Here is an 18,843-nt window from a genome sequence, read left to right on the forward strand (position 1 = left end):
CTTTAATAAATCGAAAGGATAGGTAAATACCCAATCATTCCATCCCATCAGTAATATATATGATATAAGCAATTCACTTGGTAATGAAGAAGACTATGGTTTTCTTCATTTTTTCTTTTATCAGACAAATGATTGGATATTCTAAAGAGGGTGTGGAGATGGCATATTCAGGTTTAAAGCAACTTTTTGAAAAGTGGAATAGCATCATTAAAGCTTACCATTCAGATTTGGTTTCTATTACGAATAGGAATGAGGCAGTAGAACGGGAGGAAGAAATCACCAAGAAAAGCGTTTACCATGTACCTAGAGATTTTCCAACGATCGGAGAAGCAGTAGGTAAAGCAGCCGCTGGTGACACGATTTTACTAGCTAATGGTATGTATCATGAGAGTATTTCTATTCCTTCTACCAAATCATCTCTCCGTATTATTGCGAACGGTAAGAGTGTTATTTTGAATGGACAAGGAAAGCTAGATACAGGATTTACGTTAATGGCAAATAATATCGAGTTAAACGGAATTCAAATCAGAGACTATGTAGAATCGGGTATTGAAGTGACAGGGGTATATGGAGTGAAACTTATTCAGAATACCATTCATGTTACAAAGGGGCACGGAATTCAACTTGATCAGGGAACATTCTCTAATTTAATTTGGAAGAATAACGTCTCTCATGCTTATAAGGACGGAATACATCTTCAATCTAAAAACGTCTGGGTGGTTGGTAATGAATTTAGTCACAATGGACAAAATGGCATACGTATAGAGACATCTGGAAATCACATTGTTGAGAATAAAATTCATAGTAATCAAGAGAGCGGCGTATTAGAAGATGAAGGTTTTAATCTCGTATATAAGAATGAGATTGTTCAGAATGGCAATGAAGGTATTAACTTACCAACTAAGCTAGGAGGTTCAATGTCTTTAACTAACACGATTGAAAAGAACAATGGAAATGGCGTTTTCGTTAAAACCCCCGGAAACTTAGTAATAGATAACCAAATTTCAAGTAACTACTTATCGGGTGTTCTTGTAGAGAGTAAGCTTAATGTGGTCGAGCTAAATAAACTCATTCAAAACAAGAACGGTCTCGTGATGAAGAAAAAAGCGACTAGAAATCTCGTTTTACGTAACTTGTTTCATGGGAATAAAGACAATCATTTAGTGATTACGAATCCGAACAATACAATTCTTCAGAACGCGAAGGATCATTCTTCTCAAAATGCTCGTGTGATCGTAGTTCCAGATGATTTTCCAACCATTTCTGAAGCTGTGAATGCGGCATCTCCTGGAGATACGGTCCTAGTAAACAACGGACTTTACCAAGAAGAAGTTTCTATTCCACTTACTAAATCTGGAATTCGTCTCGTTGCAAATGGAGATAAAGTTATTCTTGATGGAAAAGGGAAGCTTAATACTGCTTTTGAGCTTTCTGCGAATATCTTACTTATACAAGGGTTTATTATTAGAAATTATGTTCAAACAGGGATCTTTGTAAAAGGCATTGGTATATCTATGGTTGAAAATAGAATAAGGAATATTACTGATGGCAATGGAATTGAGTTGTCATTAGCATTCTCAACCTTAATGTGGAGAAATAAAATCATCGATGCACGTGAAGATGGAATCAGAGTAAAAGCAATGAATAACTGGATTATTGACAATGATATTTTCTCGAGCGGAGGTAATGGAATTCAATTTGAAGGAAACACAACGGTTGGGAGTACCGTTACACGAAATCGTATCAAATCGAATGCGGTAAATGGCATCGAAGACCATGCTGGCTTTAACTTTATTTACAATAATGAGTTGAGTCAGAATGGTAATAATGGTATGTACGAGGTAGAGGGTATTGGTTCTGGTGCTGTTATTAACAATCGAGTTTCTTCAAACATAAGAGGAGTAACCTTAAATAGTGTAGGAAATCAAGTCGCTGGTAATCAAATACAATCCCATTCACAGGGTGGGATCTTTATTCATACTGAATACAACAATGTCCAGAATAACAAGATTTTAATTAACCAAGGTAACGGTATTTACTTAACAGATAAAGCAAGTAATAATCTACTACTCAGAAATAAGCTATTTCAGAACGCACCTTATGATATGAAAGCAGACAATAAGGAGAATAGTTTTATCCAAAATGATTGTTATAAAAGTGATCCTCCAGAAATTTGCAGGTGAGCAAATTGACAATGAAAGAAAGCATGAAGACACTATGTCTTCATGCTTTCTTTCATATAAAGTGATTTATTCAGTGATACCTACAGAATCAAGGCCACCTGTAGCGGCTTCAACTTCTGAACTTCCTTCACCATAAAGATCAACAGCAGACTGAATGATCGCTTGGCGCGCATCACTAAAGTCAGACGTTGGTGTTAAATAGTGTGTTAGCGCACGGTAATAGATATCCCCAAGCTTCTCACGTCCAATGTCCTGAGCTGTTAGATAAGCAGCATGATTAATGATAGACGAGTTAATATGAACGCCTCCGTTATCTAGATCACCAGGCAAATCATAGAATTCATCCATATGAGAAGGATACATCCCTTCACCATTACCATATGGAGCATATTTAGATCCAACAGGATATTTACTAGGATCACTTAAGCTTCTTAATGATGTTCTACCATCCGCAACAGCAGCAGGAGCCATAATATCTTCTCCAATTTCCCAGTCAGAATCGTCGATGAGAGCACCGAAAATATCCGAGAATGCTTCATTCAGTGCGCCGGATTGGAATTTATAAATCAGATTGGCTGAATTAGATGTTACTCCATGTGTCATTTCATGTGCGGCTACATCTAAGCTAGCTGATAGTGGAATGAAGAATTCTCCATCACCGTCGCCATAAACCATATATGTTCCGTTCCAGAAAGCGTTGTTGTAGTTATCGCCGTAATGTACGACCGATTGAATAGGCATCCCGTTATTATCAAGAGAATTACGACCATGCTCGTTTAAATAATAGTCATAGACCTGTTCTGAATTATAGTGAGCATCTACGGCAGGTCGGTCGAATTCGGACTTAAATGATGCACTCTTATTTGAGAACAATTCCAGCTTATTATTGGAATAGTCGTATGTTAAGATTCCATCCAAACCTTCATGACTATAGTCAGCTAACTGGAAAGTCGTTCCTTCATTCTCAGCTTTGCTTTTTGAGATATGAAGAAGGCGATGATCGCCTAATACACCTGTACCAGATCCGTTTTGTGTCTTGTATTGATCGACGTCCATAATAGCGTTGTGCTTATCGATGACTTTACCTGTCTCTGCGTCTACAAATACGAACCAGTTACCAGGCTCATTTCCTATAAAGTTTACATTTACTTTGTAGGCAAGGTGATTTTGTCCTTCGAAAGGATAAATAACAAGCTTAGAAGTTGGAAGCTGATCTAACTCGTTAGGTGCCTTTACGGAAGATTTTGCTGCTTCCATCGCTTTTTCTGATGTTACAGCTGGAGTGGTATCTAAATCGCTTTCCTCTAGTTGATTGTTGTATGCACCATTTACAACTGTGATTTCATCGTTTGCATTGTAATGAACAATGATTTCTGCACCTTCAACAGGTACATCATTTTTAGTTTGATTAAAGCGAACGTGGGTCATTCCAAGCTCATCTTTATCGGATTTTTCCACTTTAAGTTCAGCTTTCGGGTTCTTTATTTTGATCTTAGCTTTATTCTCTTCAAGATAGTTAAGTGCATCATTTGAAGTAGCAGATTGACGCTTGGCATGCTTTTCCTTAACAAAGAGTGGAACGTTAGCGTTCTCGTTCCATTTCTTCACAGCATGATTTTCAATTTGATGATCAGGCTGTACGGCTAGTACATTGTTGTATGGAAGTGATGCAGATAGTAGTGCAGTAGTTAAAACAAGTGGTGCAAAGACTTTTCTTCTCAACTAAACCCCTCCTAAATGTAATCTATTTACAATTATAGCGGGGATATAGTCGTAGTTCATGAGTATTTGTAATTATCTTAAAATATAAAATAATGGAAAAATAAGCCTATAGTACTGCGTTGATGGATCTAATAGACGTTATAGAAGGGAATTGATAGATTAGCTAGAAGAGAAGAAGTACTAAGCTTTATTATTCATCTAATAGAATGGAGATTTTATATGTCTGATCATAATCTTAAGAAATCAATCGAGGAATTCATGAAGAAATCTACATTTTCGGGAGCGGCGTTTGTAAAAAAAGAAGATAAACTTCTCATTGAAGCGGCATCTGGGTATGCCAATCGAGCAGAACAGATCGTTAATAGTGTGGACACCCGATTTGGAATCGCTTCAGGTTGCAAAATCTTTACCGCTATAGCAATCGCTCAATTAGTTGAGAGAAATGTTCTTTCCTATACGACTAAACTAAGTGATTGCTTGGATGTTTCTTTTCCAAACTTTCATGAAGCTATTACCGTCCATCACCTTTTAACACATACGTCAGGTATACCGGATTATTTCGATGAAGATGTGATGGATGATTTTGAAGATCTATGGAAAGAAACGCCGATGTACCTTTTAAAACGGCTTAAAGACTTCCTACCACTTTTTCAAGAGAACAAAATGCTTGATACCCCAGGAGAAACGTTTCATTACAATAATGCGGGCTACATATTATTAGGGTTAATCGTTGAGCAGCAGTCTGGAATGACATTTCAAAAATATGTAGAAAAGCATATATTTGAGCGTTGTGGAATGACTGATTCTGGTTACTTTTCATTAGATTGCCTTCCACGTCGTACAGCTATTGGCTATATAGATGAAGAGGATGGATCTTTTCGAACAAATACGTACTCTATCCCAATTATTGGGGGGGCAGACGGCGGTGCGTATGTGACTGCTCCTGAAATGGTTAGATTTTGGAATGGATTATTTTCGTATCATCTATTAAATAAAGAGAATACCAGGTTGTTCTTACACCCACACGTTAGTGTGAAAGAGGGTGTAGAGTACGGCTACGGGGTCTGGATCAACCGTAGGAATGATCGTATTGTGAAGTTCCATGTAATGGGATATGATCCTGGTGTTTGTTTCCACTCAGCTTATTACCCTCAGTCAAATGTTACGGTTGCGATTCCTTCTAATTGTAGTGAAGGGGCATTTGATGTGATGAAAGAAGTAGAATCACAATTGGAATTATTATCTGATAAGGTAAAGTAATGCAGGAGCATCTATTCAGAATCTTGAATAGGTGCTTTTATATTGCAAATCCATATCCTTCTACTGTTTCATGAAGCTTTCTATGCTAAACTTTGATAAGATGTATCACAATAAAATCTAATTGATAGTTTAGGTGGGATAACGAACAACATGAACATACTTTTAACAGGTGCGACAGGTTTTGTAGGGAAGCAACTGACGATCAGGTTACTAAATGAGGGACATACAGTCTATGCATTAGCCCGAAATGAGCGAAAAGCTGATACCTTAATCGAATCATTGCCAGCTGAACTACAAAATAAGTTATTCATTATAGAAGGTAATATTACGAATGATCGTGCTGGCGTTTCAGCTGAGAATATTGATCGATTAAAAGATACGGTTGATACGGTCTATCATATCGCCGCGTATCTCTCGTTTGATGATAGTGAAAAGGAAAAAACCTTTGATATAAATGTGAATGGTACACGAAATATATTAGAATTCTCTAAGGTCATCCAAGCGAAGAACTTCTACCATGTTAGTACAGCTTATACACTCGGCGATCAGCTGTATGCTAGTGAAAGTCTTCATTCTGTCGATAATGGTTTCGTTAATTATTATGAGCAAAGCAAATGTTATGCAGAACATCTTGTATTTGAATATGAGGATCATTTCAATGTCTCGATCTTCAGACCTTCTATTATAATAGGCGACTCCAAAACAGGAGAAGCTGAGACTACATTTGCTTTATATGGCGTTATTAGAAGCTTTGAAATCATGAAGAAGAGAATAGAACGCAAGAAGGAAATGCCTTCTGATCGAATCAAATTCCTATGTGCCCAAGATACAGCGCAAAACTTGGTCCCAGTTGATTATGTTGTAGATGTACTAGTAGCGGGTCTAGAGAATTCTAAGAATAAGGAAATTTATCATATTACGAATTCTCAACCACCTACGAATCTACTCGTATTTGAGACTTTGAAATCAGTGCTTGATTTCAATCAAGTGGAATTGGTGTCAACCAGTTATGATGGGGAATTAACAGAGCAAGAAATGAAATTCAATGAACCTATGAAAGTTTTCCATCAATACCTGGATAAAACCTTAACATTTGATGATACGAATACTAGAAAGCTATTATCTGAAAGCAATGTCCAAACACTCGATCTTAACAAAGATATGCTGAGAACGATCATTGCCGGTGGTAGATAACAGTGCCTGTCACCACCCGATATATGTTGGATTATGTCGAATGTCACATGAAATTACGATAAAAGCCACGGACCCTTGGTCCGTGGCTTTTATCTCTTTTGTCTCTTTTTACTTTGTTGTTGGAGAAAGTCGATTATAAATCACTAATACAATGACAAGCCCAAGCAGAAATATACCAATTAATACGCCAATCAATAATTGAAAGGAAGATGAGCTTGTTTGAGTATCCTCGTTTATCTTAGATTGGAAGCCGGTCGTCTCAGTGTTTGAGAATAGCTTCAGGTTTTCTGCTTTATCTTTAATCGTACTGTTTTCTGTACTCATCGAGAGAAACAATTGATTGATCGTAGGCTCAGGATTAAAAGATTTATCACCGTTAAATACAATGGTTTTCTGCTCTTCCGTAATCTCTCCCATTTCTTTGGTGTTCGAAGAGTCATGAATGAAGTCAGTATTTTTCTTGAACTTGTTCTTCTGGTATTCATTCGGTAAAAGCTCGTTAATGTCCGTGTTCGCTCCAACTGCTACAGGAACAAGATGGCCGCAGAGGAAAATCAGGGTGATGAGGCTGATAAGCTTACGCTTCATGAGCCTCATCCTCTTTATTTTGAGTCCATGATAATCGTTTGCTTAACGCATATTGAAGAATAATCAGGACGATCAACACGGCTGTTAGAATCATTGCGCCCTCTGTAAAGAGTGTTTGTGTACTGTTCTGGATCGACATATACACTCTAGACATTGGATCAGTAAAGCTAAAGTTTGGCGTTGATAGTGCTAGTAATGGAGTCACAAACAAGGCAACAAGCCCAACTGTAACAAACCATCCTATTAAATGATGCCCCATGAAGGCGACTCGTATTAAGCCGGAACAGCTTAGTAAGAGTAAAATAGTGAAAATTGTCCATTCTAGCGAGCGATCGTTTCCTAATGGATAAATTGATAAGCTGTATAAGCTTATAACAAGACCTACGATACTCGTAAGCATTAAGAAAAGAATGGTTTGTAACCACCATGGCCCGTGTTGGAAATAGTAGCTAGCATAACCAATTAACAAGCTGCTTAAGAGAATAACGAACAAGATCACAACCGGTGGAAGATTGGTGTCTTTCTTATCTGTGAACACGCTACCCGTCACGTCGATAGGAGTAGCAAGGAAATCGTAGACGTAATCATTCGATTGTCCATCTACGAATGCATTGCCCATCACATTGAAGACATCATCACGAATCATAAGTGTAGATGCTACGTTGTTATCCCACTTGTTGTTAAGCGTGTTCGCATCAGTTTGAACTTCTGCTACTCGAGATTGGAGTTCATCCGTATACGTTAGAATTTCTGACTGACTATTTTCTACGGAATCCATCCAATCATACAGGGAACTCATCTGACTTTTGATCTGATCGTGATTACTGATGATCTGTGTTCCACCTTGTGTTGTTTCATTAGGTGCCTGCTGTTCTGACTGCTGCATTTGAGTAAGAACATTACCTGCTTCTTCTTCAATGCCATTTAAGCTTTCTAGTAACTTCGCTTGCTGCGTGTCTAAGACGTTCTTATAGTCAGCTAGAAATACAGTGAAATCATCTTGTAAAGTAGTTAGGGCATCGCTCGTCTTTGGCACCTGTGTGCCAACAGCATCCCACTGACCTTTTTCTTCACTTGTAAGTTCTAACATGCTATTCACTTCTTCGCGTAGTTCGTTGTCTTGAAGAACAGTTTCTTTCACGTCATTTTTAGAAAGCATGCCATTCAGCGTAGCTTCGTAACGATCAAGATAAGCATAGTACTGCAGGACATCCGTTAAGTTAGTTCCTTTGATTGGACGCTGGAAATAGACGGATAGCTTATCTTTTCTTGCTTGAGATAAGGCAGGAGATGCTAGAATTGCATTTTCTTTCTCATTAATTCCTGATGAGATACGGTAGATTTTATCGGATACCATCACTAGTAAATCTTTCAGTTCAGTATTTGAGTCTTTTAGAACATCTACTTGTTCACTTAGTGTCTCTTTCTGAGTCGTGAGCTTATCATTTTCTTTTGTTAGCTCATCAACTTCTTTAGTGAGTTCACCAATTTGTACAAGAAGGCTTTTCTTTTCTTCTGTCAGCGTTTCAAGTAGCTTGTTCAGTTCTTCTAGTTCACCGTCAAGTGGATTGTCGCCATCTTCTTTTGCTAGAAGTTGCTTTTCTGTTTGTTGAATTCGATCTTTGAGGGTTACTAAATTAGTAGAAGCCTTCTCAAGATCTTCAACTTTTGGTTCTTCAAGTGCGATTAATGTTTCTTGTATTGCTAGAATCTCCTGTGCAATGGCTAATAACTCATTCCGTTCAACACTTAAATCCACTGGAGTAGAGCCTTCTTGCGTATTATCTTCTTCTATAACTGGTGGTTCCTCATCCTGTAGGCTTTCAAGAAGTTGATTCAATTCATTCAATGGATCCTCATCTTCGGATGGTTCTTCAGGATTAACAGGTTCTTCTGGATCAGAAGGGACCTCTGGAAGTTCAGGATCATCAGGGATAACGATATCGTCCCCATTTCCCAATCTGTTGCTTAGCGTTGCGATTTCACTTTCAAGATCGTTCAGAACCATTGAGTCTTTTAACTGTTGATAATAGTTAATAATCCGATCTTGTAGGGTGTAAAAATCGTCAACTTGGCGTTCGACCTGGTTATAACGTAGTTCCTTAAGTCCTGAAAACATCTCTTGTTGTTCAACTAACTGGTTTTCCATTTGAGACATATTTTGAAGTACGCTCTCAGATTCACCTTCAAATAACTCTTTATTGTTCATGAACATAGGCTGAGGCATTTCAGTAGCTTGTGAAATGGAATCTACTGAATCAGCTTGAACTTGCTCTAGGACTTCTTGTTGCTTCTGTTGATACTCGCGGTAGTCATTTGTAGAGGTTACAAAGGTAGCGAGTTTTTCTTGGAAACCTTCCATTGTGTCAGCTTGATCTGCTGCACGCTCCTCAGCATTTTCTGAAGAGGATTGAAGAGTAGCGAGCATGGAGACTTGCTGCTCCATTTGATCTGCAAGGTCTTTAGAACTTGGCGTGTAGAAAGAGAGCATCGTCTGCTGGAATGCTTTCTCTTTCTCTACGATTTGATCAAATTCTTCCTGAATATTGGCAAGGTCATTTGAAACATAGTTCCAATAGAGAGATGACATCTTCGTATTTACTCGGTTCGTCGCCTGCTCAATTTCAAGTAATACTTTCTCTTTGTTAATGGCATTTAGCTGGTTCTGAACAGTAAATTCAAGCTTTGTTTGTTCAGGTTGGTTTTCGTCATACGTTAATATTTTCTGAGAGAAAGTAGATGGAATGTAGACGATCGCATCATACTTCTGGTTCGTTAATCCATTTTCTCCTGCACTGCGTCCAACGACCTCCCAGTTGTAGGTAGAATCAGATTTAAGTATAGGAGGGACGTCATTTCCGAATTTGACTAATTCTTCGTCTTCTTCTGTTCCAGTATCTTCGTTAACGACTGCGATTGTTTTCGTGGCGTTTTCTTTCGTCTTCATTGGATTTTCACCAATTGAAGTGAAGTACACAAGAGGAAGAACAAGAATTATCGCTGTCACAAGAATTAATTTAAGAATGCTTTTCTTTTCATTCACGCATGTACCTTCCTTTCTGTCTGTACAAGTGGAACCTGAATTTTTTGTGCGCTATCGCTTTTTACATAGTAAGCAAATCCAGGTTTAATATCAGGTTCTTTTCGGTCAAATGGCAAACTTATTAGTGTTTGATCTGATTTCTTCATTAATAGAATAATTTGACGAATTTGTTTCAATTCAACCGTTAGTGGATCGTAACCTTTTGTTAGTTCGTTGCTATTTCCTGAAGCGACAATACTTAAGCCGAGATGGCTATAGTTTTTAATTAGAGCGGTCATCCGATCCTGATTGAGAGTTCCTACCGTTTGTGAAAATCGACCATATCCGTCAATGAAGAGGAAGATTTTCGAGAATTCAGGAGTGGGTTGTCCACTATTAATACTCTCATGATAAGTGATTTCTCTAGCCTTAAATTCGGTCGTCACTTGTTCAAGCCATTGTTCGATTTGTTCCTTCGTCTCTAGATAAGTCGTATTATCCTCTTCTTTTAAATGGAAAAGACCTCGATCAATCGAATCAAATACGGCAATATGATCGACTTCTTCTTGTAACGCTTGATGAGTAAGAAGACGCATAATATTTGTTTTACCTTTCTGAGCCTGTCCAAGCACTAGGCAGTGGGAAGTCTGCGCAAAGGATAGGTAGACGGGCTTAACATTTTCTTCATGCAATCCAATCGCGTAATCATTAACTGATTGCGATGCTTTCATATACGTATCGAATGTTTCTAATGTAAGATCTGTCGGTAGCATAGGAATAGGCACTGGTTTAGTAGCATCTCGGTATTTCTCTTGGAGCATTTGAACTTCTTCTTTCATGGAAGCAAGCTGCTCGTAGTCGTCTTCGCCTTCAGCAGGCAAAACAACTTGTCCAAAGTGTGTTTTCTCCTTCTTCATAATTGCCCTGCCAGGAATCGCTTCTGGAGCAAACGGTAGTCTTCCGAGTGCGGTGTATGCTTCAGAACTATCAAGTAAATAATGCACAATCTTTGTTTTGAGATTATTCATGAGTGCCTGACGAACTGAGTTCATCCGCGTAGCGCTTAGGATTAGGTAGATACCAAGTGATTGACCGTCTCTTGCGAATTGAGTAAAGATTGGATCGAGATCCATTAGTTCCTCTTTGACGAGATCATAGTTATCAATCGTAATGAATAGCAGAGGAAGAGGGTGCTCATTCATTCGATTGTACATTGTAATCGAACTCACTTCCTGGTGTTGAAAGAGTTGTTTCCTCTTCGTAAATTCCTCTTGAATATACTTCAGTAATTTATTTAGCTTCCGCTCTTCATCAATTAAGAAATAATCTGCCGTATGAGGTAAATTCTTTATCGATAATAAGCCACCGTTACCGAAATCGAGTACATAGAATTGTGCTTCTTCAGGTGTGTTCGTTGATGCGATACCCATTAATAAAGTTAGGAGCGTTTGCGTTTTTCCAAACCCTGACGACCCAAATACACCAACGTTTCCATCCTTTATTAGTTCATATTCATAAGGAGACTGTGCTTGCTTTTCGGGTTCATCGAGTAAGGCAAAAGTGATTTTCATATGATCTGAATCGAATTGATGACGATACAATCGTTTTTCTAAGGGTGGTAACCATGGACTTGGTAATCGATTCAAGCCAAGCTCTTGCTGAACATTAACAATTTTATCGACAATCACTTCAATTTCACTTTGTTTCTTTTTCTTGCTTTCTTTAGATGAAGATAGTTCTGATAGTGGAACAAGACCAAGATCAGTAACAAGAGCCACTTCATCCTCCATATCTGACGTATCTTCCATATAGGTTGCTCTGCTATAAGCAGATTGGAATAAATCGTACACCTCGTTATTTCCAACTTGTAAATAAGCGCGACCTGTAACTGTTAGCGAGGCAGCATCGCCATTCTTTAGAATCTCACGACTATCCTCTATGTTTTGTACCTTAAGAGCGACGCGGAAACGAGCGTTACTCCAGATCTGATTGTCGATGACGCCACCTGGTTTTTGTGTAGCCAGAATAAGGTGGACACCAAGACTTCGACCAATTCGAGCTGCACTGACTAGCTCTTTAATAAATTCTGGTTCCTCTGTTTTTAATTCAGCAAATTCATCTGAAATCAAAAAAAGGTGAGGCATTGGTTCGGCAGCTACGCCACTTTTAAATAGCTTTGTGTAGTCATTAATATGACTGACTTCGTACTGATCAAAAATCGTTTGTCGTTTCTTTAATTCACTTTTAATGGAGGCGAGTGCCCGCGCACTGAAATTTTCGCTACCTTCAATATTCGTTATCGTTCCTAAAAGGTGTGGAATTTGTTTAAACGGTTGCGCCATTCCTCCGCCTTTATAGTCAATTAACAGAAAAGCCACTTCATGTGGGTGGTAGTGGACAGCTAGTGAAAGGATATAGGTTTGTAGAAATTCACTCTTACCTGACCCCGTTGTACCTGCAAGTAAACCGTGTGGACCGTGAGCTTTCTCATGAAGGTTCAACTCTACAACATCCTGCCGTCCCTTAAGTCCAACTGGTGCTGCAAGTGACTTCGACGATTGATTCGTTACCCAGTTATGTGAGATTGGTAATTCATTAATATCCTCTATATTCAGCATTTGTAGAAACGATACTTTATCAGGAATGGAATTCGTCATACCTCTCTGATGATTAAGCGTGCGAAGCATTCGAGAGAATTGTTCATTTCCATTTTGCTTATGCTCATCAAGTTCGAATGAGATTTGTGTAGCTTTCTTGTCCTGTATCAGAATATCGCCTTCGTTCTTGTTAATAAAGCGAATCAGTGTATGGATATTATCTGATAAGCTCTCTTTTGCTTCTGCAACGAAGATCGTTGATAAACCAAGATGAGTATGTTCACTTTCTAAGTATTCTAGAATCACATGATCTGAGATCAAGTTATGATTTGATATAACAAAGACATAATGTGGGGCAAATCGTATCTTTTCTTTATCTTCTTCAAGATCACGTTCCCGGATCATTTCATAGAGTGAAGAGAGTAGCTGATCTCTCGTTTGTTCATTATAAATAAATCCTTTTGAAAACGAATTCGGCATTTGGAAGTGTGGTAGCCATTTCATCCATTCCCAATCTGCGTATTCATCTTCATGAAAAATATAAACAAACCTGACGTCATGATAGCTATGAAAGAAGGCCAATTGCCCAATGATTTGATGAAGTTCATTTTTCACTACCGCTTCTTTACCGATGAAGCCAACCGCTCCCTGGAATAGATTGGCAGTGATAGGTAGTGAATGGAGTTCATTATAGACTTGTTTCAGATTCTGAGATTCTTCTAAAAGTTCATCCATTTCTCGCGTTGACATATCTGCTGAATTGACCGATATATTATAGCTTGCTGGGACCGTCCCAGTACCTAAGCGAAATTGAAGAAAGTCAGGACTCTCAAAACTTCGCTCCCATAAGCGGTCAGAAACTTGTTCCGTTAAATATTTCATTCGTTCAAAAGAAGGGAAGTGGAACGTTAGTACTTTCCGCTGCTTTTGAGCTAATTCGTGTAGTTCTTGGCGTTTATCCTCGAGGTACCTTTTGTATATTCTTTTCTTCCGTGCTTTGGATTTCTTCTGATGACTTTTATCTTTAAAATATTGCACAGTAGATGTAACAAGAGTCGTTGTAAACATCACAACAGAAATAAGAATGAAAATACCTCTTGGAATAAGGATTGCAACTAACCCCATGACAATTAACATCATTAGCGGAGGGAGGATAATAATCCATAAACTCCGATTGTTTCTCTCTGATTCTTGCGTTGGAAATGATAAATCAATCTTATCCTCTGGTAGTTCATACATCATTCTTGGCGTTCGACGATAATTAGGGTATTTCTTCTTCATTTCAGATGTCGGAATGATCGCTTCTGGTAAAGATGTTTCAAATTCTACCGGACAGGTTATTTCTATCATATCGTCTGCCATTAGAGTAAACGTCAACATAGGAAGGAAAATGATATCGCCAATCATCAATTCCGTGCTTCTAGTTAGTAGTGATCCATTTACATAAACAGGTGAATGACCTGAAGGTTTAAGTGTCCAGTGTTTACTCTTGCGGATGATCGCTAATCCGGTGTTCTCTTCCAGAGCTTTGAGTACAACATGACTTTCAGTTAACGTTCTGCCAACCTTAATCTCCTCATGGTCACCAATATAATAGGATTGTTTCTGTGATTGAGATGTTACCATTACAACAATTTCTTCAGATCCAAGTTGGAAGGACGTACGTTCATTTGGCAACAATGCAACGATCTTTTCCTCTTGACCGGTTAGATAATAGCCGTCGTTAACAAATTCAATCGTTACATGTTCCATCTGTTCTGTGGGAATTGTTATGGCATCATTCGTACTTGATCCGATTCTAATAGGGTTTGAACTCTCGTCTAAATCAACTCGTTGATATGTATCTCGAAAGAAAGTCCACAGTTGATCCATTTCTCCACCTCCAATCTATTTGTCATCTTTCTTCTGGTCGTTTTCATCTTCTTTTTGATTTTCCTCTGTCGTATCCTCTTGTGGCTGTTCTTCTGCCTGCTGTTCGTTAAGTTCTCTTTCATATTCTTCGAACTCTTGCTCTAAATCGTTAATCATCTGCTGTTTCTTCTCACTATCAAGATCTGAATCTGCTTTAACTTGTTCCTTACGTTTCAGAATGCCATACATTAATAAGTCGCGATCTTCTAAATAACGTGCAACTTCGAGTGCTTGTTCCGCTTCACCCCTACCAATATAAATCCAATATTCATAGTATCTTGGATCAGATTGAAGTGAGATTGTGTTTCGCACACTTTCTTTTTGCTCATCGGTGAGTGACTCGTTAATGATGTAGGAGAGAGCAAGCTGATACTGCGTCACCTTTGGTATATCCTCAATGTCATAAGATTGTAGAGAATTGACAACTTCACTGTACTCATTTGTTAAGAAATTCTCCTGTGCCTGTACAATGCTCTCTTGCTTCGGTTGAAGAAGGAACAGCGAGTACAGAGAGTAAAGTAAAGTTGGGAGTAAGAAAATGGATATGCCAAGCAGCACATAACGGCTCGTTTTCCATTTATTTTTCTTAACCTTCACAAACTCTGAATCTTTCTTATGTAACTCTTCTATTCTGGAATGAATAATAGGCTGTAGCTCATCTAGTGTTTTGACTTGTAGAACCTGTTTAAGCTCCGGGGAGAGTGTGAGTGTTTCAGAATAATAGAGATATTGTTCGAATGATTGCTCAGGATTCATCATAGTCGCAACGGTAGCCCGTGTTTCTTCCAGAATACGTTCTGGCTCATCTTCGTAAGGAGGAAGGCTTTCCTTCACCCCAAAATGCATGAAATATGGGGTCATTCCCTGATCTATGACAATGTTATCAGGGCAAACAATTAAGTGAAGACGTGTGTAGCGGTGATCTTTTACTTTCTGCACAAGTTGATAGGCACTTGCAAGGCGATCGCTTTCATTCATCTTCTTCAGTTTAATTGGAAAAGGTGCTATCGAGGGTAAAAGCTCGTGCTGAATACTTACCTCATCTTCATTCATCTCAATCGTTTTATGAATTCCTGTATTGATCTGACTTAGAAAATGGATTTCTGATAAATCATCAAGTTTGATTTTCTCTTTCTGGAACAGAAAGGTAATCGCTTCTTTTTCTTTTAAGATATTCGCATCTATTTGTGTTTCAAGATAGGGTTTCACTTGATTGGACATGGTTGTGATCTCCTTCAGAGTATTTCAATTCGATCTCCGGTCATAATACCAGCTTCAATCAAACGCTCATTAGCAGCTACTATTTTGTGCTTATTCACAATCCGAATCCATTGATTTGGATTAGGAGGCGTATTGATTTCTTCGGTCTGGCAAACTATTTCAATAAGCTTCTTAACGGAGTGATAGTTTGAAAGTCTTAGGTCAATGAAATGATCTTTCTTATAACGGCCGAGATCGATGGTTACTTCAATATACATTTCGTTCACCTCATAAGGAAGGAGCGCTATGTTAAGCGCTCCTGATTAATTCTTTATCGCTTATCCGCGAATTTGGTTAGCAATTTGTGCGTCTGCATCTTCAAGAGAGTTAGCAGTACTTCTAAGCTGAGTAGAAATCTCTTCTAGTAAATGCTGCATTTGCTGGAATGAAGGTTTAAGAGCTTCATACTGCTCACTAAATGCAACACTAGACTGACCTTCCCACATGTCGCGCAACTCATTAATCATTCCGTCTAAGTTTCCGATTTGCTCGCCCACTCTACCGGATTCTGTTGAATAACGATTGGACATTGCTACTAGTTCTTCTGGTGTTACGCGAATTTGACCTGCCATTTGTAACCACTCCTCTTAATTTAATAATTTACAAATAAATAATCGTAAATCAGTAGTCTTTCCTATATATAATTAGCATATTTTGTAATAACTTGATAGGTATTGCGTATACAATGGCATAAAATGATGCAAATAGCCCATGACATAGTACCTTTTTAATTTCATATCATTAACATTAAAATGTAAATAATGGAGTGATTATATAAGAAATTCCATTTAATAAATCTGTAAGAATACCGTGCGATTTCTATTTTAAAACTACGACTTCTACCAAAATAAGCTATACTATTTACGAACAGGTTAGGTAGGAGGAGATCGAATGAACGTAAGTAGAGGTCAGAAAGTTCCGATCACTAAAGGGAGGAACGTATCAGAACTCGTTGTAACGCTAGAATGGCAAAATAATAATCAACCAATAGAAATAGACGCAGCTGCGTTTCTATTAAATGAAGAAAATAGATGCAACGGGGATGAAAGTTTCTTATTTTATGGACAGCCGGTCAGTGTTGATCAAAGTGTGAAGCAAGTTAAACAGGGGGATAACCTTAATGAAACACACCTTTCATTAAGAAAGATGTCGCCTGATACTCAGAAGGTAGCCTTTACGTTAACGATTCATGAAGGTGAAGAAAAGGGCCAGAATTTCGGACAAGTGTCTTCTTTATCCCTTCGCATTGCAGATAAAGCAACTGGAGAGAACCTTGTCACGTTTGCATTTGGTGAAGAGTTAACCAAGGAAACGGCAATTGTAGTAGGTGAAGTGTATTTACATAATGGAGATTGGAAGTTTAGTGCAGTTGGTAGTGGGTTCTTTGGAGGACTAGCGGCGCTATGTGAGAATTTCGGAATAGAAGTTGAGAGTAATGATACAAAGAAGGAACACCTTGAATCAATGGTAAGCGCACCAGTAGCGGCTACACAGGAAGCGGTTGTTCCATTAACGGTCACTCTGAAGAAAAAAGAAGCGATCTCTATTAGAAAGTCAGAGAAAGTCGTTGCTACGCTTGAATGGAAAAGTAAGAAAGACTTAGACCTGTACTGTTTCTATGTATTGAAAGATGGAACGGAAGGAAAAGTGTACTATCGGACACCTGGACATGCCAATAAACAACCATATATCACATTAGATGGAGATGCAAAGGGAGCAGGAAAGGAAACGGTTATTGTTCATAAACCTTCTGAACTCAAATACGTTTTGTTTTCAGCGTATAGCGCAGTTTCGAATGGAATAGGCAGCTTTAAATCTATGAAAGCAAAGGCAGTTGTAGATAATCAAATGGGACAAAACGTAACTTCACCACTTTTCGAAAAGAATAACTTTGCTTATTGGGTGGCTATCGCAAAAATTGATTTCACGGATGCACAAGATATGAGCGTTAGTCATGTTGAGAAGTATTCGAAAAGCGGAACAGAGCGATCACCACTTTTGTATCAAGATGGGTCGTTTGAGATGAATGTTGGTCCAATTGAGTTTAAATAGAAAACACCTCATCCAGTTGGATGAGGTGTTTTGCTATTGTTGCTCGATTATTTTTCTCTGAGTTAGGCTCATATTTTCGCTGAAGAGAGTTGGCAGCGTCATTCCGATGATGATGATCACAATACCCGCGACTTGCAGCACAGAAACTGTTTCACTTAATAAGATGACGGAAACCATGACAGCGATTGGAAGCTCAATTGCACTCAGAATGGAGGATTTGCCAAGTCCCACCTTTGGAATCGCGATGGAAAATAGATAAACAGGAATGATCATTCCAAATAACCCTAGAGCTATACCATAGATCCAAAGTCCTTCTGCGAGCAATGTGCCATTCCAGATGATTTCTGGAGATTGAAAAACTGCTGAGATCAGGAATGCGAAAAACGACACGATGACTAATCGGTTTGATGTATTCATTTTGGCATTTGCTTTCCCATTAAAATAAAGGAAGAGTGAATAACAAAGTGCCGCGCCAAGTCCCCATAACCAGCCTTGGAAAGGAATGTTTGATAAGTTGGCATCAAGGAGTCCCGCTGCAGGAATTGTTCCTCCGATTAAGATAACAAGAGAGAGCACTTCCATACGAGTTGGAAGCTTTCGTTTTGTAATACTGGAAATTACCATGCCAATCCATGTGAATTGAAAAAGCAGAACAACAGCTAGGGACGCTGGTAAGAAATTTAATGATTGCCCATAGAAAATGTTCGTTAAGCCTGTAAAAACCCCCGCGAAAATTAAGATTTTAATTCCAGCGAAGCTAAGCTTCTGTCGGTTAGTGATGAGAAAAATAAGCACTGCGATCACAAAACCAATAAAGAATTGACTTGTAACAGCTTCAGATGCTGTAAAGCCACTGCTCATAGCTAATTTAATAATGGTTGAAACGATACCGTAGCTGCTTGCCCCAATAATGACGAGCAACGGATATAAGTACATTTTCATTTAATGTTTGCCTCCAGTTAAACATTTGCTTCATCTTTATGTGATCGATGAAAGCGCTTTTGATTCAAAAAACACAAAAACAAATATATCGCATTACTGATGCTTATAGCAA

At 38.5% G+C, this 18,843-nt stretch carries 12 protein-coding genes; 4 read left to right on the forward strand and 8 right to left on the reverse strand.

Translation table 11 applies throughout. The annotated features are described in order from the left end of the window. The first annotated feature begins 158 nt into the window (after positions 1–158). Entirely contained in the window at positions 159–2,183 is a 2,025-nt protein-coding gene (locus tag AB986_RS15400; protein ID WP_048312134.1) for a right-handed parallel beta-helix repeat-containing protein, read from the forward strand. 66 nt (positions 2,184–2,249) lie between these two features. On the opposite strand, the gene AB986_RS15405 is transcribed toward AB986_RS15400, so the two are convergent. After that, positions 2,250–3,905: a M4 family metallopeptidase gene (locus AB986_RS15405; RefSeq protein ID WP_048312136.1), complete on the reverse strand. Its 1,656-nt coding sequence runs from the start codon at positions 3,903–3,905 to the stop codon at positions 2,250–2,252. A gap of 219 nt (positions 3,906–4,124) precedes the next feature. Here AB986_RS15405 and AB986_RS15410 point away from each other — a divergent pair, with 219 nt between their 5' ends. Further along, positions 4,125–5,165, forward strand: a complete 1,041-nt coding sequence (locus AB986_RS15410; protein ID WP_048312137.1) for a serine hydrolase domain-containing protein — start codon at positions 4,125–4,127, stop codon at positions 5,163–5,165. A 150-nt stretch (positions 5,166–5,315) separates the two neighbouring features. Next, positions 5,316–6,359, forward strand: a complete 1,044-nt coding sequence (locus AB986_RS15415; RefSeq protein WP_048312138.1) for an SDR family NAD(P)-dependent oxidoreductase — start codon at positions 5,316–5,318, stop codon at positions 6,357–6,359. 108 nt (positions 6,360–6,467) lie between these two features. Here AB986_RS15415 and essA read toward each other — a convergent pair whose 3' ends face one another. Genes essA through AB986_RS15445 form a run of 6 tightly spaced genes read right to left on the reverse strand, consistent with a single transcriptional unit; the run spans position 6,468 to position 16,309 of the window. Beyond that, a complete protein-coding gene (essA, locus tag AB986_RS15420; RefSeq protein ID WP_048312139.1) occupies positions 6,468–6,947 on the reverse strand; it encodes a type VII secretion protein EssA in 480 nt (159 codons plus the stop codon). Continuing rightward, a complete protein-coding gene (gene esaA / locus AB986_RS15425) occupies positions 6,937–9,990 on the reverse strand; it encodes a type VII secretion protein EsaA (protein ID WP_048312140.1) in 3,054 nt (1,017 codons plus the stop codon). Before esaA ends, essA begins: the two co-directional genes overlap by 11 nt. Further along, the gene (gene essC / locus AB986_RS15430; protein ID WP_048312142.1) at positions 9,987–14,438 is read right to left on the reverse strand and encodes a type VII secretion protein EssC; all 4,452 of its coding nucleotides are present in this window, start codon (positions 14,436–14,438) and stop codon (positions 9,987–9,989) included. Before essC ends, esaA begins: the two co-directional genes overlap by 4 nt. A 15-nt stretch (positions 14,439–14,453) precedes the next feature. Then, positions 14,454–15,698 carry a type VII secretion protein EssB gene (gene essB / locus AB986_RS15435; RefSeq protein ID WP_048312144.1) on the reverse strand — a complete coding sequence of 415 codons (1,245 nt, stop codon included), beginning with the start codon at positions 15,696–15,698 and terminating at the stop codon, positions 14,454–14,456. Between the two features lie 14 nt (positions 15,699–15,712). Beyond that, entirely contained in the window at positions 15,713–15,955 is a 243-nt protein-coding gene (gene yukD / locus AB986_RS15440) for an ESX secretion system protein YukD (RefSeq protein ID WP_048312145.1), read from the reverse strand. A 60-nt stretch (positions 15,956–16,015) separates the two neighbouring features. Continuing rightward, entirely contained in the window at positions 16,016–16,309 is a 294-nt protein-coding gene (locus AB986_RS15445) for a WXG100 family type VII secretion target (protein WP_048312147.1), read from the reverse strand. Between the two features lie 319 nt (positions 16,310–16,628). On the opposite strand from AB986_RS15445, the gene AB986_RS15450 reads away from it, so the two are divergent. Continuing rightward, a complete protein-coding gene (locus tag AB986_RS15450; RefSeq protein ID WP_048312149.1) occupies positions 16,629–17,789 on the forward strand; it encodes a TerD family protein in 1,161 nt (386 codons plus the stop codon). Between the two features lie 33 nt (positions 17,790–17,822). Here AB986_RS15450 and AB986_RS15455 read toward each other — a convergent pair whose 3' ends face one another. After that, positions 17,823–18,725 (reverse strand): EamA family transporter, encoded by a 903-nt coding sequence (locus AB986_RS15455; protein ID WP_048312929.1) that lies wholly within the window; start codon positions 18,723–18,725, stop codon positions 17,823–17,825. Between the last annotated feature and the right edge of the window lie 118 nt (positions 18,726–18,843).

This window comes from Guptibacillus hwajinpoensis (assembly GCF_001039475.1).
Classification (GTDB): Bacteria; Bacillota; Bacilli; order Bacillales; family Guptibacillaceae; genus Guptibacillus; species Guptibacillus hwajinpoensis.